This is a genomic window from Roseibium sp., assembly GCF_048260565.1.
Classification (GTDB): Bacteria; Pseudomonadota; Alphaproteobacteria; order Rhizobiales; family Stappiaceae; genus Roseibium.
This window is the reverse complement of sequence record NZ_JBLXGP010000005.1, coordinates 1-20559: the sequence shown is the minus strand read 5'-3', so window position 1 is coordinate 20559 and position 20559 is coordinate 1. Positions and strand designations below refer to the sequence as shown.

Annotated in this window: 19 protein-coding genes and 1 pseudogene; 15 read left to right on the top strand and 5 right to left on the bottom strand. The window is 59.5% G+C overall.

All coding sequences use genetic code 11. The features are described from left to right. Positions 1–26: 26 nt before the first annotated feature. The 3 genes from ACN0SO_RS12890 to ACN0SO_RS12880 all read left to right on the top strand — a co-directional run bounded on the left by ACN0SO_RS12890 (position 27) and on the right by ACN0SO_RS12880 (position 3121). On the top strand, positions 27–914 hold the full coding sequence (locus ACN0SO_RS12890; protein ID WP_417678271.1) for a carbohydrate ABC transporter permease: 888 nt from the start codon (positions 27–29) through the stop codon (positions 912–914). After that, entirely contained in the window at positions 911–1732 is an 822-nt protein-coding gene (locus ACN0SO_RS12885) for a carbohydrate ABC transporter permease (RefSeq protein WP_417678269.1), read from the top strand. The genes ACN0SO_RS12890 and ACN0SO_RS12885 overlap by 4 nt, the downstream gene beginning before the upstream one ends. Before the next feature lie 114 nt (positions 1733–1846). Continuing rightward, positions 1847–3121, top strand: coding sequence for a glycerate kinase type-2 family protein (locus ACN0SO_RS12880; RefSeq protein ID WP_417678267.1), 1275 nt, complete (start codon positions 1847–1849; stop codon positions 3119–3121). A gap of 27 nt (positions 3122–3148) precedes the next feature. On the opposite strand, the gene ACN0SO_RS12875 is transcribed toward ACN0SO_RS12880, so the two are convergent. Then, a complete protein-coding gene (locus ACN0SO_RS12875; RefSeq protein ID WP_417678265.1) occupies positions 3149–5566 on the bottom strand; it encodes a PAS domain-containing protein in 2418 nt (805 codons plus the stop codon). Positions 5567–5900: 334 nt separating this feature from the next. Between ACN0SO_RS12875 and ACN0SO_RS12870 the strand changes: the two genes are divergently transcribed. The 12 genes from ACN0SO_RS12870 (at position 5901) to ACN0SO_RS12815 (ending at position 17791) form a co-directional block, all read left to right on the top strand. Next, positions 5901–6203, top strand: coding sequence for an STAS domain-containing protein (locus tag ACN0SO_RS12870; RefSeq protein WP_417678263.1), 303 nt, complete (start codon positions 5901–5903; stop codon positions 6201–6203). Continuing rightward, positions 6204–6569, top strand: coding sequence for a response regulator (locus ACN0SO_RS12865; RefSeq protein WP_417678261.1), 366 nt, complete (start codon positions 6204–6206; stop codon positions 6567–6569). It begins immediately after the preceding gene. A 21-nt stretch (positions 6570–6590) separates the two neighbouring features. Then, on the top strand, positions 6591–8819 hold the full coding sequence (locus ACN0SO_RS12860; RefSeq protein WP_417678259.1) for a chemotaxis protein CheA: 2229 nt from the start codon (positions 6591–6593) through the stop codon (positions 8817–8819). Between the two features lie 13 nt (positions 8820–8832). Next, complete coding sequence (locus ACN0SO_RS12855; protein ID WP_417678257.1) at positions 8833–9354, top strand: chemotaxis protein CheW; 522 nt, start codon at positions 8833–8835, stop codon at positions 9352–9354. Positions 9355–9435: 81 nt separating this feature from the next. Then, positions 9436–11712, top strand: coding sequence for a methyl-accepting chemotaxis protein (locus ACN0SO_RS12850; RefSeq protein ID WP_417678255.1), 2277 nt, complete (start codon positions 9436–9438; stop codon positions 11710–11712). A 66-nt stretch (positions 11713–11778) separates the two neighbouring features. Beyond that, a complete protein-coding gene (locus ACN0SO_RS12845; RefSeq protein ID WP_417678253.1) occupies positions 11779–12645 on the top strand; it encodes a CheR family methyltransferase in 867 nt (288 codons plus the stop codon). Further along, positions 12645–13286: a chemoreceptor glutamine deamidase CheD gene (locus ACN0SO_RS12840; protein ID WP_417678251.1), complete on the top strand. Its 642-nt coding sequence runs from the start codon at positions 12645–12647 to the stop codon at positions 13284–13286. The genes ACN0SO_RS12845 and ACN0SO_RS12840 overlap by 1 nt, the downstream gene beginning before the upstream one ends. A gap of 11 nt (positions 13287–13297) precedes the next feature. After that, the gene (locus ACN0SO_RS12835) at positions 13298–14368 is read left to right on the top strand and encodes a protein-glutamate methylesterase/protein-glutamine glutaminase (RefSeq protein WP_417678249.1); all 1071 of its coding nucleotides are present in this window, start codon (positions 13298–13300) and stop codon (positions 14366–14368) included. 99 nt (positions 14369–14467) lie between these two features. Continuing rightward, entirely contained in the window at positions 14468–15610 is a 1143-nt protein-coding gene (locus tag ACN0SO_RS12830) for a methyl-accepting chemotaxis protein (RefSeq protein ID WP_417678247.1), read from the top strand. Positions 15611–15625: 15 nt separating this feature from the next. After that, on the top strand, positions 15626–15931 hold the full coding sequence (locus ACN0SO_RS12825) for an STAS domain-containing protein (protein ID WP_417678245.1): 306 nt from the start codon (positions 15626–15628) through the stop codon (positions 15929–15931). Positions 15932–15947: 16 nt separating this feature from the next. After that, the gene (locus ACN0SO_RS12820; RefSeq protein ID WP_417678243.1) at positions 15948–17222 is read left to right on the top strand and encodes a PP2C family protein-serine/threonine phosphatase; all 1275 of its coding nucleotides are present in this window, start codon (positions 15948–15950) and stop codon (positions 17220–17222) included. Beyond that, on the top strand, positions 17219–17791 hold the full coding sequence (locus ACN0SO_RS12815; RefSeq protein ID WP_417678241.1) for an ATP-binding protein: 573 nt from the start codon (positions 17219–17221) through the stop codon (positions 17789–17791). Before ACN0SO_RS12820 ends, ACN0SO_RS12815 begins: the two co-directional genes overlap by 4 nt. Before the next feature lie 106 nt (positions 17792–17897). Here ACN0SO_RS12815 and ACN0SO_RS12810 read toward each other — a convergent pair whose 3' ends face one another. The 4 genes and pseudogenes from ACN0SO_RS12810 to ACN0SO_RS12795 all read right to left on the bottom strand — a co-directional run. Continuing rightward, positions 17898–18746, bottom strand: coding sequence for a class III extradiol dioxygenase family protein (locus ACN0SO_RS12810; RefSeq protein WP_417678239.1), 849 nt, complete (start codon positions 18744–18746; stop codon positions 17898–17900). Positions 18747–18758: 12 nt separating this feature from the next. Then, positions 18759–19115, bottom strand: a complete 357-nt coding sequence (locus tag ACN0SO_RS12805; protein WP_417678237.1) for a protocatechuate 4,5-dioxygenase subunit alpha — start codon at positions 19113–19115, stop codon at positions 18759–18761. 250 nt (positions 19116–19365) lie between these two features. Then, positions 19366–20235 carry an amidohydrolase family protein gene (locus ACN0SO_RS12800; RefSeq protein ID WP_417678235.1) on the bottom strand — a complete coding sequence of 290 codons (870 nt, stop codon included), beginning with the start codon at positions 20233–20235 and terminating at the stop codon, positions 19366–19368. A 61-nt stretch (positions 20236–20296) separates the two neighbouring features. Beyond that, positions 20297–20559, bottom strand: a pseudogene (locus tag ACN0SO_RS12795) (4-carboxy-4-hydroxy-2-oxoadipate aldolase/oxaloacetate decarboxylase); the annotation flags it as partial.

Sequence of the window (20559 nt, the reverse complement as noted above, 5' to 3'; positions counted from 1 at the left end):
AACGCTTATTCGAGGTTGAACGGACCATGCGCGCCTGGACGTTGAAACGGGAATGGATCTACGGCTGGCTGCTGTTGCTGCCGGCCATGGTGTTCCTGTTCGCCTTCACCCATGTCCCGGCGGTGACCACGCTGATCAACAGCTTCTTCTCCACGCCGCGCGGGCGCCGTCCGGCCAAGTTCCTGGGGCTTGCCAATTACGACCGGCTTTTCAACGACCCCGTTTTCTGGAAGGTCCTTTGGAACAATCTGTGGTTCGCGCTCGGCACTATTCCCGTTTCCATCGGGCTCGCCATTCTCATGGCGCTCTGGGTCAATGAAAAGCTCGCAGGCCGGAGCTTCGTCCGGATGGCCTATTTCACGCCGACCGTTCTGCCGTTGATTGCCGTCGCCAATATCTGGCTGTTTTTTTACACGCCAGGCTTCGGTCTGTTCGACCAGATTGCAAGCGTCCTGTTCGGCTCGACCCACACGAACTGGCTCGGCGATCCGGCAACGGCGCTCAATGCGATCATGGTCGTCACGATCTGGAAGGAGGCCGGGTTCTTCATGATCTTCTACCTGGCGGCCCTTCAGGCCATTCCGGTTTCGCTGAAGGAAGCGGCCGAGATCGAGGGCGCCGGACGCTGGACAGTCTTCTGGAAGATCACCTTTCCGCTGCTCATGCCGACGACCCTGTTCGTGTCGGTCAACGCGGTCATCAACTCCTTCCGGCTGGTGGACCATATCTTCATCCTGACCGACGGCGGGCCCGACAACGCCTCGTCGCTGCTGTTGTTCTACATCTACGAGATTGCGTTCCGATTTTGGGAAACCGGCTATGCGGCGACCCTGACCGTCGTCCTGCTGGTGTTGCTGTCCGCACTCGCCATCGGCCAGTTCTTCTTCTTCGACCGCAAGGTGCACTACAAATGAACCGGTCCGCGTTTTCCCTCGATCGGGTCCTGAACACGGCGGCCGCCTGGGCGCTGGGCATCGTCTGGATCCTGCCGCTCGCCTATGCGGTGTGGACGGCGTTTCACCCGGCGGCCTACGAGGCCCATTTCGTCCTGACGGCGCCGCTGACGCTGGAGAACTTCGTCAAGGCGTGGCAGTCAGCCCCCTTTGCAAGGTATTTCCTGAACACCTTCATCCTGGTGACGCTGATCCTCGCCTGCCAGTTCTTCCTCGGCACGCTGGCGGCCTATGCCTTCGCCCGGTTCAAGTTTCCGGGCCGCTCGATCTTTTTCACGCTGGTTCTGCTCCAGTTGCTGGTCATGCCGGACATCCTGATCGTGGAAAACTACAAGACCATGCGGATGCTCGATCTGGTCGATACGATCCCGGCGATCGCGCTTCCCTATATCGCCTCCGGCTTCGGCATCTTCCTGCTGCGCCAGACCTTCATGACCGTGCCGAAGGAACTGGACGAGGCTGCCCGCGTGGAAGGGGCGTCCTTCATGGGGATCCTGTGGAAGGTCTATATCCCTCTCGCCAAGCCGACCTACCTTGCCTACGGTCTCGTTTCCGTCAGTCACCACTGGAACAATTTCCTGTGGCCGCTCATCGTGACAAACTCGGTCGACACCCGGCCGGTGACCGTTGGGCTCAGCATCTTTTCGGCCATCGATTCGGGCATCGAGTGGTCGGTGATCAATGCTGCGACCCTGATGACCTCCGGTCCGCTGCTGATCGCGTTCCTGCTGTTCCAGCGCCAGTTCGTCCAGAGCTTCATGCGGGCCGGTATCAAATAGGTTCATCTTCTTCGCCGTTCTGACGGGCGAACCGTTTCGCGAGCGTACGGGCTTGCCGTTTGCCTGCCCGCTCCGGTAACTAAAGACGGAGACCGTCAACCGGGGAGAAGCAAAATGACCGGCGATCCGCGCGAATTTCTGCGGGCCTTGTTCGACAAGGCGGTCGAGGTCGCCGATCCCATGCGCAGCCTTGCCGCCTATCTGCCGGAAAAACCGGATGCCAGACATGGGGGCAGGGTGGTGGTCATCGGTGCCGGCAAGGCGTCTGCGCGGATGGCGGAAGCGGTCGAGGCCGAATGGGGGCCGTGCGAAGGCCTGGTGATCACCCGTTACGGCTACGGGCGTCCCTGCCAGGGGATCGAGATTGTGGAAGCCGCGCACCCGGTTCCCGATCAGGCCGGGCTCGATGCGACGAAGCGTATGCTTGATCTGCTGGATGGCCTTGGCGAAGACGATTTCGTGCTGGCGCTGATTTCAGGCGGGGCATCCGCGTTGCTGATTGCGCCGTTCGAACCGATTACGCTTGCCGAAAAGCAGGCGGTGAACGAAGCCTTGCTGGCCTCGGGCGCGCCGATCGGTCAGATGAACATCGTCCGCAAGCACCTGAGCCGGGTGAAAGGCGGGCAACTGGCGGCTGCGGCCTATCCGGCGCGCATGCTGGCGCTGCTGATTTCCGATGTTCCGGGCGACGATCCGGCCTCCATCGGTTCCGGCCCGACGGTCGGCGATGCCAGCACGGCCAATGACGCCCGCAAGATCCTGGAGAGATGGCATATCGACCTGCCGGGCTCGGTCGCTCAGGTGCTGGGAAGCGGAAATGGCGTTCTGAGACCGGACGCTCCCGAGCTTGCGCGGATCGAGAACCGAATTGTGGCTGCTCCGTCCCAGTCTCTGGAAGCTGCAGCCGCTCTTGCCCGTGAGGCCGGGATCCGGGTGGAGGTCCTGGGCGATGCGCTGGAAGGCGAGGCCCGGGAAGTGGCGAAGCACCATGCCGCCCTGGCGTTGGAACGGCAGTCGAAGATGGCACCGGGCGACCAGCCGCTTGTGCTTTTGTCCGGCGGCGAACTGACCGTAACCCGCAAGGGAGATGGCATCGGCGGCCCGAATGCTGAGTATGCGCTGGCATTGGCGCTTGCGCTCGGCGGCAAGCCGGGTATCCGCGCCATTGCCTGCGACACCGACGGCGTCGACGGGGCGGCGGAGGTGGCCGGGGCCCTGATCGATCCGCAGACGCTGGATCGGGCGGCCGCGCTCGGGATCGATCCGCAAACCGCGCTGGATTGCAACGACGCGCACAGTTTCTTCGGCAAGCTCGCAGATCAGGTGGTTCCCGGGCCGACGCTGACCAACGTCAACGACTTTCGTGCAATCCTGATAGAGCCGGCTTAGCCGGCTTCGAACGATGTTCATTCTCGCTCAGGTGTTTCTCGCCACGTAATCCGCCAACAACCTGCGGGTTGTCCCGATCGCAGCGGAGAGATTGCTGACAAGTGCCATCGTTGAGGGGCGATCCGTTTTGGCAGCCGCCATGATGTCGCGACAGAGGCGGAATACCTCCCTGCAGCCGAGAGTCCCCGCCGACGAAGACAGGGTGTGGGCCGAGACACCGATGGTTTCAAGGTCGGTGTCGGGCTCCTGCATCGTGGCGATTCGCGTCGTCATTTCCTCCTCGAGCATCAGGATCAGCCGCACCGTTTCTTCCGGGCCGAACTGATCGATGAGGTCATCCGGTTTGTCAGGTTCGAAATAGGTGGTTGTCTCGTGTGAAGCCTCAGGGGCCGGCTGTAACTTTTGAGGTGCAGCGGAACCGCGCATCGGTCTTTCAGGTGTCGTAAGCCCGGCCATGGCACCGAAGAGTGCCGGCCAGTCGACGGGCTTGGCGAGCCAGGCATCGAATGCGGCCGGCTGGAATTCCTCCTGCTCGCTTGCATAGACATTCGCCGTCAGGGCTATGATCGGCACGGTCCGGCCGGCGGGCATCTGCCGGATGAGCCGGGCCGCCTCGCCGCCGTCCAGCTGTGGCATCTGGATGTCCATCAGGATCACGTCGAAGCTGCCTGTACTGCCGTTCTCCATCGCCTGGACCGCGGCCAGGCCATCGGCCACTGCGGTCACGCTGCAATCTTCGGCTTCCAGGGCAAGCCGGATAAGCCTCCGGTTGACGTCATTGTCTTCTGCGAGAAGGACGTGCATGCCCTTCAGCCGTCCGTCTTCGATCGTATCCGGAGCTTCCGCGGACGCGGGTTCGGCAATCTGAAGAGGGAGGCTGAAAAAGAACGTGGATCCGGCGCCGAGTGCGGTCCGGACGCCGATGGTGCCGCCCATCAGATCGACCAGGGACTTACATATGGCGAGCCCCAGTCCGGACCCGTCATGCCGGCGGGTTGTCGATGCGTCCGCCTGGGTGAAGCGATCGAAAATGGTGGCAATCTGATCTTCGGGAATTCCGATCCCGGTGTCTTCCACCGCAAAGCAGATGCGGCCGTCCGGCTCCACCGAAATCTCCAGAAGGACCCTGCCGTCTTCGGGCGTGAACTTGATGGCATTGGAGAGGAAATTGATGAGGATTTGCCGGAGCCTGCGCGGATCGCCTGTGATCGATTTCGGGAGGCCGGCACCGAATTTCCGCGTGAGACGGATGTTTCCGGCTTCGGCCGCATTCGCCACGATCGCCAGGCAGGCATCGGCCAGTTCTGCAAGTTCGAGCGGAACCGTTTCGATCTTGAGGCGGGTGTTCTCGAGTTTGGCGAAGTCCAGAATATCATCGACCTGCGCCATAAGGGCATCGCCGGCCGCTTTCTGAATTCTCAAGGCCGACAGATGGCGTTCGCTCAACTGATCGCCCAATTCGGACAGGATCAGGTCCGTGACCCCAAGAATGCTGGTCAGAGGTGTGCGGAGTTCGTGGCTCATGTTGGCCAGGAAGTCCGTCTTCGTCCGCGATGCCGCTTCCGCAACATCCCTGGCTACCTTGAGTTCGGCTTCCGCCCGTTTGCGGTGCGTGATGTCGGCATGGGTTCCGATCATGCGCAGGGGGTTGCCGTCCTTATCGCGACTAACAACCTTGCCCCGATCGAGAATCCAGATCCATCCGCCGTCCTTGTGACGCATTCTGAATTCGGCCTCGAAGGCCGGGGTTCTGCCTTCCTTGTGTGCCCGGTCGGCCTCCAGGACGGCGTTTCGGTCATCAGGATGAATGAGCGCCTTCCAGGCTTCCGGATCGCATGAAATTTCGTCCTCGCCATAGCCGAGCATTGCCTGCCAGGTTGGCGAGTAGAAAGACTTACCCTGCTGGAGATCCAGGTCCCAGATCGCCTGATTGGCATTGTCCAGGGCAAAGGTGGCCCGCCGTTCCTCCTCCCGGATCTGATCCCTTGCCTTTTTTTGTTCGGTGATGTCGCAATGGGTGATGATCAGGCATGTCGGCCGTCCGGATGCGAGTTCGGAAACGGATGTTGTCCGGCTCAGAAGCCAAAGCCAGTGCCCGTCTGCGTGATGCATGCGGTAGATCCAGTCGATGGGCCGCTTGATTTCTCCCGATTTCGCGAAGTCTGACAGACTGGTCAGGAACGTCCGTTGAACGCGCGGCCAGTCGTCGGGATGGACCAGGTCATGCCAGCCATCAATTTCCGTTCCCAGAGATCCGGGTTTTCTGCCGAGCAATTTGAAAAATGTGTCTGAGTAGAAGCAGCGTTTTTTCGCGAAATCGATTTCCCAGATGCCGATACCTGCGGTGTCGAGTGCGACCTGCCAGCGGTTGTCCGCCGAGAATAATGCGTCATCCTTGGATGTCTGATCGGCATTACGCTTTTGCTCGCTGGCTTTTTCCTTCATTTCGCCCTTCAGCATCTCGCCGACTATGTTTAATGCAATGATTTGTTAATGCACTTAAAGCGTGTATCTGTGTCATTTATTGGGCTTCTTCTGTGAAGAAAATGTAAATGATACGCTCTATTAGTGTTTATTATTATTGATTTGGATTTGTTTAAGGATAAAAACGGTATTTTACAACGACATTGTAGAAAATAACAATGTTCAAATCCGGCCATTAACACATTGTAAACCCTATAGTGCTTGAATTTCCAAAGTCCTTTTAGGGCATCTTGATATATTTACATGGTAATTATTGACAGGTGTTCTAGATTTCAATTTCCGGGGGGTGGCTGAATTGAGTAACGATTCTGACAATAAGGCGTGTGCCTACGTGTTGCCGGACGTTCTCGATATCGGCGGAGCTTCTTCCCTCAAGGAGGGTTTGATCGAGGTCGGGTCGGCAAGCGATCAGGTCACCGTAGACGGCAGCAAGGTCGAGCGTGTTTCCACGCCGGTTGTGCAGATCTTGCTGGCCGCCGCGCGCGATTTTACCGCCGAGGGGCGGTCCTTCCATCTTCGCGATGCATCGCAGGCACTGGTTTTTGCCTTTGAAGATCTCGGGTTGGCCGAAGATCTCAAGCGTTGGAGTTCTCGTTAAATGGCAAAGAAGATTCTTACGGTCGATGATTCAAAAACCATGCGCGACATGGTCAGTTTCACCCTGAAGGGAGCCGGCTTCGAAGTGGTGGAAGCCGCGGACGGTGTGGATGCTCTTGCGGTTCTCGACAAGACCAGCGTCGACCTGATCATCACCGATATCAACATGCCGAATATGGATGGGGTGACCCTCGTCAAGCGCGTGCGGGGCGGCGGTGCGCACCGATCAGTACCCATTCTCGTACTGACCACGGAAGGAGGCGAGCAGAAGAAGGCCGACGGACGGGCCGCCGGGGCGACCGGCTGGATCGTAAAGCCGTTTACGCCGGACAAGCTTGTCCAGGTCGTCAACAAAGTCTGCCCCTGACTGGCTACGGGATAAAACCAAATGAGCGGTGGCAAGATAACCGGCGACGAATTCGCGCAGTTCCGCAAGACATTCTTCGATGAATGCGATGAGCTGCTGACCAATCTGGACGAACGGTTGAGCTGTCTGCAGGAGGAAACCGCCGACAGCGAAGCCCTGAATTCGATTTTTCGCGCCGTTCATTCAATCAAGGCAGGCGCAGGCGCCTTCAATTACACCCGCCTGGTGGCCTTCTCCCACAAGTACGAAGCGCTTTTGGACCTCCTGCGGGAAGGCAGGATCGAACAGAGCGAACGGGTCATCACCGCGCTCGTCAATGCCGGTGACATCCTTGCGGTCCTTGTCGAGGCGGCGCAGATGGAGCAGGAGCTTGCCGACGATTACGGCTCGGAGGTGCTCGACGAGCTGGAACTGATCATGGAGGAAGATGGCGCAGCCGACGGCGCGCCGGCCGTTGGCCCCGACCTGCCGGAAGAGGACGTATCCGGCGGCGATGCCGGGACGTCCCGGTTCCGGATCAGCTTCAAGCCTCATGCGGAACTGTTCCGCCACGCGAACGAGCCGCTGCTTCTGGTGCGCGAACTCAAGACGCTCGGCGAGGTGACTGTTGCCTGCGATGTGTCTGGCCTGCCGCCGCTTCGGAGCCTGGAGCCCGAAGATGCCTATCTCTGCTGGACCTTTGAACTGATTACCGACAAATCCAGGGGCGATATCGCGGAAGTTTTCGAGTTCGTCGAAGACGACTGCGATCTCGAAATCACCCGACTGGATGCGGACGCGATATCCGGCAGCCGGGACGAAGATCCGCAACACAACGCCGTAGCGGCCGAGGAAGCGCCGGCTGCAGCCGCGCCATCTGCGCAAAAAGCCTCCGCCGCCGTTCCGCTGGCATCTCCAAAACCGCCGGCGAAGGTGGTTCCCGCGCCGCAAAACGGCAAGGGGCCGGTCACGAAAGCCGGATCCGGCACGACGGGGATTACCTCGATCCGGGTCGATCTCGATCGGGTCGACAGGCTCGTGAACGTGGTCGGCGAACTTGTCATTACCCAGTCGATGCTGGCGCAGGAGGCAGCGGATCGGAACGAAGCCGGAGGCCTTCAAGCCGCGCAGGGTCATGAGGAAATGGCGACCCTGATCCGGGAACTCCAGGAATGCGTCATGGCGATCCGGATGCAGCCGGTCAAATCGGTTTTTGCCAGAATGCCGCGTCTTGTCCGGGAGGTTTCCGCCAAGGTCGGCAAGCAGGTCAGGCTGTTGACGACCGGCGAACAGACCGAAGTGGACAAAACCGTGATCGAGGAACTGGCCGATCCCCTGACCCACATGATCCGCAATGCGATCGATCACGGTCTGGAGGATGCCGGGACCCGCACGGAGAAGGGCAAGGCGCCGGTCGGCACGATCAAGCTTGCGGCCAAACATGCCGGCGGCAACATCCTGATTCAGGTGACCGACGACGGCGCCGGCATCGATCGCAGGAAACTCTTCGACAAGGCCGTCGAAAAAGGCATCGTGGCGGCCGACGCCAAGCTGGGTGACGATGAGATCGACGATCTTATCTTTGCGCCCGGGTTCTCGACCGCAAAGGCGGTGACCGATGTCTCCGGCCGGGGCGTCGGCATGGATGTGGTGCGTCGGAACATCAACAATCTCGGCGGTCGTATCAGCGTCCAGTCCGTCCTCGGCAAGGGCACCCGCTTCACGCTGACGATCCCGCTCACGCTTGCCGTGCTCGACGGCATGATGGTTGCGGTCGGCCGGGAGAAATACATCCTGCCGCTGACCAGCATCGTGGAAAGCTTCCAGCCGGAACGCGGTCAGGTGCGAGTCCTTGCCGGCGGCGGTGAAGTCGTTTCCATCCGGGGAGAATTCATCCGGCTCATTTATCTGCACCGCCTGTTCGATGTTCCCGGCGCCGTGACGGAGCCGTGGAACGGCCTGGTCGTGCTTCTGGAAACCGCCAACGGCGGCAAGATCGGTGTCGTGGTCGATGAACTGATCGGTCAGCAGCAGGTGGTCATCAAGAGCCTGCAGGAAAACTTCGATCCTGTGCCCGGTGTGTCGGGGGCGACGATCCTCGGCAACGGCAAGGTCGCGCTCATCCTGGACATCGAGCAATTGCGGACCATGTCCGGCCGTGGCGACGGTCCGCGCACGAACGGCAGACATCACCTGCACGAAACTTCAACACATACGCCGGGCGTCCCACGCGATGACGCGCCGCAGGCGGCGATGGCACAGACCGGATAGGGAAGGGGGAGAAATGGACGACCACATCGACGGAATAGATCAGGAAGCCGATGCCTCCGAAGCCGTGGAGATCAACCAGCCGAACACGCGGCAATTCATCAGCTTCAGGGTCGGCGACGAGGAGTTCGCCATCGACATCATGGCTGTCCGGGAAATCAAGGGATGGACGGAAACGGCACCTCTGCCGAACCAGCCCGATTACAATCTCGGTGTGATGAACCTGCGCGGGACCATCGTTCCGACCTTCGACCTGCGCCGCCGGTTCGGGATGGGGGGGACGGTGGCCACGCCCTATCACGTTGTGATTATCGCGAGCGTCAAGGAGCGAACCATCGGCCTCCTGGTGGATGCGGTGTCCGACATCCTGACGGTTCATGAAGATCAGATCCGGCCGGTGCCTGACATGGAACGCATTGCGGCCGCGGAGTTTCTCTCCGGGATCATCACGGTCGAAGAGAACATGGTCGTTCTGCTTTCACTCGAAAAACTGTTCCAGCGCGGGGACATCGCCGCATCGGGCGAAATAGCCGCTTAACCAAATCCCGGCGTCCCTTCGCCGAAACGCTTCCAGAACGGGGGTTAGAAAATGCCCAGGATATTTTCCGGAATGAGTATCATGAAACGGCTCATCACAGGCTTTGGGGCGATCGCCCTGATCCTGGTTGGCTCGACCGTTGCCACGGCAATCGCAAACGGCGCCCAGGGGTCCGAGATCTTCGTGGATCTCGGTATCGTGGTGATCGACTTGCTTCTGTCCGGGGCCATTGCCTATTTCACGGTGCGTTCCATCACCGGGCCGCTTGCCAGCATGTCGGAAGCGATCGGACGGATTGCGAACGGCGAGGCCAATGTGGAAATTCCGGGCATCGACCGAACCGACGAATTCGGCGTGCTGGCCCGTCATATCCAGGCCATCAAGGAACGAGGTTTCGGTTTCCAGCGCATCAAGGTGGCGCTGGACCGGTGCACGACCAACGTGATGGTCGCCGACGACAACTACAACATCGTGTACCTGAATGAATCTCTCGGCAAGATGCTGGGCGAGGTGGAAACCGAGCTGCGTCAGGAATTGCCGCAGTTCGATTCCAAGAAGCTGATCAGTGCCAACATCGACATCTTCCACAAGAACCCCGCGCATCAGCGCCGGCTTCTGGACGGTCTGGTCAAACCCTACCAGACAACGCTTCATATCGGCGATCTGATCTTCGATCTTATCGCGACCCCTGTCTTCGACGACGACGGCACGCGCATCGGCACCGTGGTCGAGTGGGCCGACCGGACTCACGAGGACAAGCGTGAGCGGGAAATGAAAAAAGCCTTCGAGGACAATATGCGCATCAAGGTGGCGCTGGACAATTGCACCACCAACGTGATGGTCGCCGACAACAACTTCAACATCGTCTACATGAACGACAGCGTTACAGAGATGATGAAGGAAGCGGAAAGCGATCTGCGCAAGGAACTGTCCCAGTTCGATTCCAGCCGGCTCGTGGGGCAGAACATCGATGTGTTCCACAAGAACCCGGCCCATCAGCGCGGCATGCTGGAGCGGCTGTCTTCCACCTATAACACCAGCATTTCTGTCGCCGGGCGAAAATTCGACCTGATTGCCAATCCGGTCATGGACTCCGACGGCAACAGGCTGGGCTCCGTTGTCGAGTGGAAGGACGTCACGCAGGAACGGGCGGTCGAGTCCGAGATCGACAACATGGTCACCGCGGCGGTGAACGGCAACTTTGCCGAACGGATCTCCCTGGAGGGCAAGACCGGTTTCATGCGCAACCTGGCGGAAGCCATGAACCGATTGTGCGAAACCACCGGTGAAGCGCTTGACGATGTGAATACCAACCTGGAGGCTATCGCTTCCGGCGACCTGACCAAGCGGATCGAGAGATCCTATGCCGGCAGCTTCGAGGATCTGAAGAACCGTCTCAACCGGACCGCGGAACAGCTGAGCGAAATCGTCACCGAGGTCAGCGTCAGCGCGAACGAGGTTACCAACGCATCGGCCGAAATCACGTCCGGCACCAACGACCTGTCGCAGCGCACGGAACAGCAGGCGTCCAACCTGCAGGAAACGGCGGCTTCGATGGAAGAGATCGCCTCCACGATCAAGCAGAATGCGGATAACGCCCAGCAGGCGAACCAACTCGCGATCAGCGCCCGCACTGTTGCTTCCGATGGCGGCGAGGTCGTCGGCAAGGCGGTGACTGCGATGTCCCAGATCGAAGATTCCTCGCAGAAGATTTCCGATATCACCGGTGTGATCGACGAGATTGCGTTCCAGACCAATCTGCTTGCCCTGAACGCGGCGGTGGAAGCGGCCCGTGCGGGCGATGCGGGCAAGGGCTTTGCGGTCGTGGCCTCGGAGGTGCGCTCGCTGGCGCAGCGGTCGTCGGAAGCTGCGAAAGACATCAAGGCGCTGATCGTGGCAAGCGGATCCCAGGTGAAGGACGGCGTGACCCTGGTCAACAATGCCGGTACGTCGCTGACGGAAATCGTGGAATCGGTGAAGCGTGTAACCGATATCGTCTCGGAAATCGCAGCCGCCAGCCGCGAGCAGGCAACCGGGGTTGAGGAAATCAACAAGGCCATCAGCCAGATGGACGAGATGACCCAACAGAACTCGGCGCTGGTCGAGGAAAATGCGGCCGCCTGCCGGATGCTTCAGGAGCAGGCCGCCAGTATGCACCAGAGAATGTCGTTCTTCCGGGCCGGCACCACGGCGGGAATGGCGCCCAGCCGTCCAGTAGCGGTACAGCCGAAACGTCCCGTTGCTGTCCGGCCGGACAGGACCATGCGCGTAAATGGTGGTGGGGCTGCGGCGGTGGCCTCCATGCAGGCCGATCTGCAGTCCGCGTTCGAAGAAGACGACGACTGGAAGGAATTCTAAGGCCAAAGCCTGACGGCAGCCATTCCCGGCCGGTGCGGCCGGGAATGGTTTTTCATGAGGTGTCGTATGTCTGCAGTCACGGCAAGGGATGAACAGTCCGGCCAGGAATTTGCCTTTGGCGACAAGGATTTCCGGTTTCTCTCAGCAACGATTTACGAAAAGACCGGCATTGTTCTGAAGGACCACAAGAAGAACATGGTCTATTCCCGTCTGGCGCGGCGCCTGCGGGAACTCAGGCTGAACAGGTTTTCGGATTATTGTGCTCTGCTGAAGAGCCGCGAGGGCGCCGATGAAGTCGGCTTTCTCATCAATGCGATCACCACCAACCTGACGAAATTCTTCCGCGAGACCCATCATTTCGATCATCTGAAGGAGGTGGTCCTGCCGGAGGTGAGCCATCTGGCGGCCTCGACCGGGCAAAACCGGCTACGGATCTGGTCGGCGGGATGTTCCTCCGGCGAGGAACCCTATTCGATTGCGATGACCCTGACCCAGGCCATGCCTCGCCTCAAAACCTGGGATGCGAGGATCCTGGCGTCGGACCTGGATACCACGATGGTCGCAAGGGGGAAGGCGGGCATTTATCCGGCATCGTCCATCGCAGACCTGCCGGCTGGATACCGCAACCGTTTCTTCGGCAAGGCGCCGGGCGCCGGCGACAGTTTCCAGGTGGCGGACGGTGTACGGGACCTGATCGCCTTCAAGAAGCTCAACCTGCTCGGTCCCTGGCCGATGCGGGGGCCGTTCGACGCGATCTTCTGCCGGAATGTCATGATCTATTTCGACGAGCCGACCAAGGCAAAGCTGATCGACCGGTTCTGCGACATGCTGCGGCCGGGTGGCTGGCTTTATATCGGACACTCGGAAACACTCCTCGACGTCCAGTCTCAGTTCGAACTGAAAGGCCGCACGGTCTACCGGAGGAAGGGGTGATGCACGCTCTCAGCCAGGCCCATCGGAAAGAGGCGCCGATCAATGCCCATGAGGGTCCGAACGTGAGCCGGACCTTCGATGCGAAAAACAACATGTGGGCCGTCCGCGTGCTGCCGGGTGCATACTACGTCACCGATGCAAGGGACGAAATGATCGTGACCGTACTCGGTTCCTGCGTGGCGGCCTGCGTTCGCGACCCCAACACCGGTTTCGGCGGCCTGAATCATTTTATGCTGCCCAACAACGAGACGGCCGACTGGAACGGCATCAATGCCGCCTTGCGCTACGGCAATTTTGCCATGGAAGCGTTGATCAACGAGGTGTTGAAGTCGGGTTGCCGGCGCGAGGATCTCGAAATCAAGCTGTTCGGCGGCGCCAATCTCAATGTCGGACCGACCTTGATCGGCACCAAGAATTCCGAGTTCGCCGTGCAGTATCTTGCCCAGGAGGGACTAAGGCTTACAGCGCACGACCTGGGCGGGGCCCGGGGCCGCCGGATTCACTACTTTCCGGAAACCGGAGCCGTGAAACGCCTGCTTCAGAAACCGACCGCGGAACGGAACTTCGTCCGCCAGGAGCAGGAATACGTGTCGACCCTGCGAATCGAGCCTGTGGAAGGCGACATCGAACTGTTTGGCTGAGGAGCTCCTGGATGACCGCAAAACCTGTTCGCGTCCTCATCGTCGATGATTCAGCGCTGATCCGGCAGATGCTGAGCGAAATGCTTTCAAGCGATCCGGAGATCCAGGTTCTTGGAGCGGTTCCCGACCCCCTTGTGGCACGCCAGAAAATCAAGGAACTCAATCCGGATGTGATCACGCTGGATATCGAGATGCCACGGATGGACGGCATCGAGTTCCTGAAGAAGATCATGAGCCTGCGTCCGATGCCTGTGGTCATGGTGTCGACCCTGACGCAACACGGTGCGGACGCGACGCTGCATGCACTTGAAATCGGTGCGGTCGATTATGTCGCCAAACCGACCCAGGACATTCAGGTCGGTCTTGAGGAAAAGCGCGCCGAGCTGATCGCCAAGGTCAAGACCGCGGCCAGGGCTAATGTCATGGCCAGCGCGTCCCGGGCTCCGGCCGGACCCCGCCTCGAAATTCAGGGGCGGGGATATTCGTCGACGGAGAAGATCGTAGCGATCGGCGCCTCGACCGGCGGCGTGGAAGCGCTGACCAGTGTCCTGAGCACCCTGCCGGCCGATAGTCCGGCAATCCTTATCACGCAGCATATGCCGGCAAGCTTCACTTCGACCTTTGCCCGGCGCCTCGATCGCATGTGCGCGATCCAGGTTTCGGAAGCGCAGGACGGCGCGCGCGTTTTGCCGGGGCATGCCTACATCGCACCGGGGGATCAGCATTTGCGGCTGGGCCGCAACGGCGCGAACTACATATGCAGGGTTGGCGGACAGGAGCCGGTAACCGGTCACTGTCCGTCCGTCGATGTCCTGTTCGATTCCGTGGCCAAACACGCAGGGCAAAATGCCGTCGGAGTGATCCTGACCGGCATGGGCAAGGACGGGGCCGCAGGTCTCCAGAAAATGCGCGCATCGGGCGCACGGACGCTGGGGCAGGACGAGGCATCATGCGTTGTCTACGGAATGCCCAGGGTTGCGTTCGAGATGGATGCCGTAGAGTTTCAATTGCCTCTTTCGAAAATATCTCGTGAAATACTCGCTATTTGTACCAGTGATAATAAGATCAAGATAAGAGTATAGTAATATTATGTAGTGATAGAAAATAATATTTTTCAGGTATACGAATTTTAAATACAGAGGTTGCAATATTTTCTCGTGCTTCAATTTGAGGAAGAAGTCGTGTTTGAGTTAGAAGAGACCGAAGATTTAAACTCTACGGCTTCCCATCCGGATGCACAGTTTCCCCCTTCTCGGGTCGACGCCCTGGAGCTTCTTCAGGACTGGCTGGGCTTCAGCGATGCCCAGAGGGTCGCCCTGCGCGCGCTCGTCGGCGAAATCGAAGGTACCTGCAACGTCATCGACACGAATATCGGTGAGGTCACCGGGCGGTTTCAGAGTATTGCAGTCCGCTCTCGCGAGCAGTCCCAGACGGTGCAGAACCTGTCGGAAATCGCCCAGTCGGTCGAGGTCGACGGAGAAAAGGTTGCGCTGCCGGACCTGGCCTCGGGGCTGAACGACATTCTCTCGGAGCTGATCGAGAAGATCGTCCATCTGTCGTCCAGGGGCATGTCGATGGTCTACAAGCTCAATGACATCAATGAGGATCTGGTCAACGTCGAAGGCAGTATCGGCAAGATCGAAAAGATCAACAGCCAGACCAATCTGCTTGCCCTGAATGCGAAAATCGAGGCGGCGCGTGCCGGCGAGGCCGGGCGCGGGTTCGCCGTCGTTGCCGATGAGGTGCGCGAGCTGGCGAAGACCGTGGATTCCCTTTCAAACGATCTGAAGGAGCAGATCGGCGGGATCGCCCACGGACTGAAAGGTACCCAGGCGCTCGTCGAGGAAATCGCCCAAATGGATCTGGCGAACGAGAACCTCGAGGTCAACGCGGGGTTCACGAAGATGGTGGATTGCATGGTCAGGCAGAACAACGAAATGTCCGAGGTGCTGCATAAGACCGCGGTCACGACCGAGGAAATCACCAACGACATCTCGGCGGCTGTCATCGGGCTGCAGTTCCATGACCGGACCACCCAGACGCTTGAAAACATCAAATGGGCGATCGAGGAAATGACCTCGGCCGCGGAGGAACTCGACCGGCAGTCGGCGGATTTTTCGCAGGACGATCGGAGACAGACGCCAAGGGAAATCCTCGCTCGTCGCATACTCGACAGGTTCAGCCTCGAGGACGTCCGTCGCCGACTGGCTGCGGAGCTTCTTCCGAACGAACCGATGGTGTCCCTCGCAGCCGTTGCAGCAATCGAAGACGGCGACAATGGGCCGAAAGCAGATGATGACGATGACGATATTGAATTGTTCTAAGGGAGGGCAGGCGCAATGAAACTGAATACCAGCCTGGATGGAGATATCTTTCTGGCAAAGCTCAGTGACCGGATGGAGTTTTCCGATCACACCATGTTCCGGACCCTGATCGAGGATGTCAGCAGTTCCGGGGCGAAGAAATGTGTCTTTGACCTCTCCGATCTCAACTCGATCGATTCCTCCGGCCTGGGCATGTTCATGGTTGCCCATGACACGGCGAAAACGAACGGTTGGTCCCTATGTCTCAAGGCGCCGAGAGGGCATGTGAAAACCCTGCTCGAGATGGGCAAGTTCGACAAGATACTGGAAGTCGTGGAGTAGGAGCGCTGTGTCACAGGTGCCAGCATCCGGGGGCGAAGGCGCGGCGGGCAACAGCCCCAATTATCATGTGACCTCCTCCAACCGCGTGGCCGACGCGCGGATACTGATTGTCGATGACAGTCCGTTGATGCTGACGGTCATTGCCCGCCATTTGCGCAATTACGGCTTCACGAACATCTCCGAAGCGTCCGATGGCCAGGAAGCCCTGGCGATGGCGCTGGAGTGGCGGCCGGATATTGTGCTGACCGATCTGATCATGCCGAACATGGACGGTTTCGAACTCTGCCAGAGACTGAGGGGACATGCGTCTTTCAAGGATATTCCGATCCTCGTTCTGACCGGCATGGACAAGTCTGACGACCGCTCAGCCGTTTTTTCCGCCGGTGCGACAGATCTGATCACCAAGCCGATCGACCGGCTTGAACTTATCGGCCGGATCCGGGTTCATCTCGACCATCTCTATCTGATCAAGCGCTTGTCGGAATTCCAGAAAAACATGGACCAGGAACTTCGGCTCGCCCGGTCCATGCAGGAATCGCTGCTGCCGTCGAAAGCGGTCATCGCGGATATCGAGGCCGCCTTCCCGGTTACGATCGGCAGCCATTATGAAGCGTCCCAGGGACTGGGTGGCGACCTTTGGGGGCTGGTGCCTCTCGGAAGCGGCAAACTCAAGGTCTTCAGCGCGGACTTCAGCGGCCATGGCGTGGGCTCCGCCCTCAATACATTCCGGCTGCATACTTTCATGTCCAGCGGAACGATACTGGCGGAATCTCCGGCCGCCTGGATGGCGCAGCTGAACGAATACCTGTGTTCCGTCCTGCCCATCGGCCAGTTCGCCACCATGTTCTGCGCCGTGATCGACTTCGACGCCGGCGAAGTGGTCCATGCATCGGCGGGTGTTCCGTCGCAGCTTCTGTCCGGCTCGACTGCGCACGAGCCCTTTCGCCTGATCGACGGTACCGGCTATCCTCTGGGGCTGATCCAGGGGGCGACCTACGAGGAGGTTCGCAGCCGGTTTGCGCCGGGCGGCGGCCTGATCCTGTACAGCGATGCCCTGATAGAGACGCCGGATCCGCCCAGGCAGGTGTTTACCCCGGAAAGATTGGCGGAGTTCGTCAACCTGAAGGGCCGGGGCATGGATTGCCGCCGCCTTCCTTCGGAAATCGTATCCTACCTTGAGCGCAAGGCCAAACAGAAGCCGAATGACGATCTGACGATCATCTCGTTGTTCCATCGCAACGCGGTTCCCGGTGAGGATCATCTCCAGGCATTTGACGGAGGTGTAAAATGACCACGATCGTGAAAGATACGGAGCCTGAAACGGGAGCGTCGCCTATGGGGGACAAGCCAAATCCGATTGAATCCATCCAGCAGTATGTATCGAAAAACAAACCGGTCATCGGTCGTCTGGTCTCCGGAGAGTTCGAGATTACCACGCTCAGCGAGGCGGAGAAGCTTTCTACAATGCTGGCGGCAAACACGCCTTGTCCCGAAAAGGCGTCCCTTGGCATCTGGGAACTGCTGTCGAATGCGGTCGAGCACGGCAATCTTGAGATCGACCAGCAGACCAAGGCGAAGCTGATCATGAGCGGGGAGATCGACGACGAAATTCAGCGACGCCTGCGATTGGGGGCCTACCGAGACCGGGTGGTGCGGGTGTTCTTCAAATGCTCAGGGTCTCACGTCTGGCTGAAGGTTCAGGACGAGGGGAAAGGGTTCGACTTCGAAAAGGTCCTGAACGGAGAAATGCCGCTGGACCAGCCCAATGGACGCGGTCTTCTGGTGGCGCGAAACCTGTGCTTCGATACGCTCGAATACCATGGATGCGGGAACGAAGTCGTTGCCACCATAGAGCTTTGATTTTGTGAAATTTTCGATGTGGAGCAGGCGCGTTCGGTCCATTGCCTGATGACAAAAAACGCCCGGAAAGAATTCCGGGCGTTTTTCCTGTCAAAAGTCCGACTTGTCAGGCAGCGCATTCCAGCAGCAGTGTGCCGGCCGCGGTATTGGAAATCGGAATGTGGTAGTTACGCGTGATCTCGGTGACATCGTCGCCGAGCGCGCCGCGCATCATCATCCACATCAGGAATTCGGTGCCCTGGGCGCCGGCCTTCTCGACCAGCTCCATGCGCGTGATCTTGGTCAGCTCTTCCGGATTGTGGACGATGTTTTCCAGGCAGTACTGGTCGAACTCCTTGTTGATGAAGCCCGCCCGCTGGCCATCGAGCTGGTGCGACAGGCCGCCGGTGCCGAGAACGACGATCTTTGCGTCTTCCGGGAAGGACCGCAGGGCCTTGCCGAGCGCCTTGCCGAAGTTCAGCGCACGGTTCAGCGTCGGGATCGGATGCTGCACGGTGTTGGCCGAGATCGGCACGCACCGCGGCATGTCCGGATGGTGCGGGGCGCCCGGCCAGAACAGCTGCATCGGCACCACGAAACCGTGGTCGACGGCCAGTTCCTGGCAGGAGGTGATGTCGAACTCGTCGGCCACCATGGATTCGATGATGTGCCAGGAAAGCTCCGGTGCGCCCGGGAACGGATCGAGCGACGGCAGACCCCAGCCCTCATCCTCGTTCTTGTATTCATGCGCCGCGCCGATGGCGAAGGTCGGCATCCGGTCGAGAAAGAAGCCGAGGCCGTGGTCGTTGTAGATGTTGATCACGTAGTCGGGCTTGTGTTCCTTGATCCAGGCATGGACCTTGGGATAGCCGTCGAAGAAAGGCTTCCAGTAGGGATCGTCGTAGAGTTCCTTCTGGATCGCGTTGCCGACGGCGGGAATGTGAGAGGTGGTGATGCCACCGAGAACCTTAGCCATGATCTGTCCTCCTCATGCCTGGCTGGCGAGGAATTCCTTGAATTCCTCGGTGGTTTTTCCGGTCTGCAGACCGCCGACATCCTGCACCGACAGCTTGAAGATGCCGGCGAATTTGGCGAGGTAGTAGATGTTTCCGCCGGCCTCGATCAGTCCGAGCACGTCGCGCTTGCGGATCGCTTCTTTCTGCTGATCGTTCAGGCCGTATTTTTCCATATAGGCCTCTTCATCGGCCTGGAACGCTTCCCGGTTCTCGGCCTTGTTGAACGAGTAGCACATCTTGTTGAGCGCATAGCCCTTCATGGCCTGCTTGCCGTCGAAGATCGTCGTGCCCGGAATGTCGATGTGATAGTGAAATCCTGGTTGGTCCATGACCTTTTCCTCCTACGCTTTCGTTATGTATACACGGGTGCGAAGAGGTGCGGATTTGACCTAAATCAAGTGGTCCGGGCGCGGGTATTGGAATGAATACCCGTTACGCAAAACTTATACTGCCTACTTCCTCGGTTGGGCGGGAAATCGGCGAAAATACAGGCCGCTACGACAAAAAGCCCGGATCGCTGAGCGTCCGGGCTAAATTGCTTCTCATGTCTTTTCTGGCGGACGCGTGGATCCCGCGTGCTCAGCCCCAGTAAAGGCGCATCGGATTGTCGATGAGGAGTGCCTTTTGCAGGGCTTCGGTGGGGGCGATCCGGGGAATGAAATCGACGAGCATGCCGTCGTCCGGCACGTGGGATTTCATGTTCGGATGCGGCCAGTCGGTGCCCCAGATGACCCGGTCCGGGAAGCGCTCGACGAGAACCTTGCCGAAGTCGACGACATCGTCATAGGGCGGGCCGGCGACCGTCAGACGTTCCGGGCAGGTGACCTTGGTCCAGATGTTGTCGTTGTCCCGGAGCAGGTTGACGAACCGTTGGAAATCCGGGTGGTCGACCCCCTTGGTCACGTCCGGCCGGCCCATGTGGTCGACGACGATGGTGGTGGGAAGCTGTTTCAGGAACGGGGTCAGGTCTTCCAGATCGGGCGCCTCGAAATAGACGACGATGTGCCAACCGAATTGCTTGATCTTTTCCGCAATGCCGAGGAACACGTCCTTGGGCGTGTTGTCGACCAGGCGCTTGACGAAGTTGAAGCGCACGCCACGCACGCCGGCCTGATCCATTTCCTGAATCTCTGCCTCGGTGATGTCGGGTCCGACGCTGGCAATGCCGCGCGCCTTGTCGCCGGCGGCCTTGAGCGCATCGACCAGGGCGCGGTTGTCCTTGCCGTGGCAGGTGGCCTGCACGATCACATTGCGGTCAAACCCGAGATAGTCGCGCAGCTCGAACAGCTTTTCCTTCGGCGCATCGCAAGGAGTGTACTTGCGTTCGGGCGCGTAAGGAAACACATCGGCCGGGCCGAAGACGTGGCAATGGGCGTCAACGGCACCCGCCGGCAGCTTGAACGTCGGCTTGGACGGGTTGGGATGGAACGGAAGATAATCTTTATCCATTGGAACGTAAGTCCTGTAATTTTAAAGCTGAAGACGTCCGGGAAGCGAGTAGGCGCTCACCTCAGACATACTTCAATCCTTTTTCGGCTAGGCGGCCGCGCATGTTGTAGATGTCGAGGCCGAGTTCGCCGGCGGCAAGCCGCTTGCGCTTGTCCTCTTCGGCCGCCTCGCGGGCGCGGGCCTTTTCCAGAACGGCTTCGGCCTCCTCGCGGCGCACCACGCAGACCCCGTCATCGTCGGCGACGATGATGTCGCCCGGGTTCACCAGCTGGTTGGCGCAGACCACCGGCACGTTCACCGAGCCGAGCGTCTCCTTCACCGTGC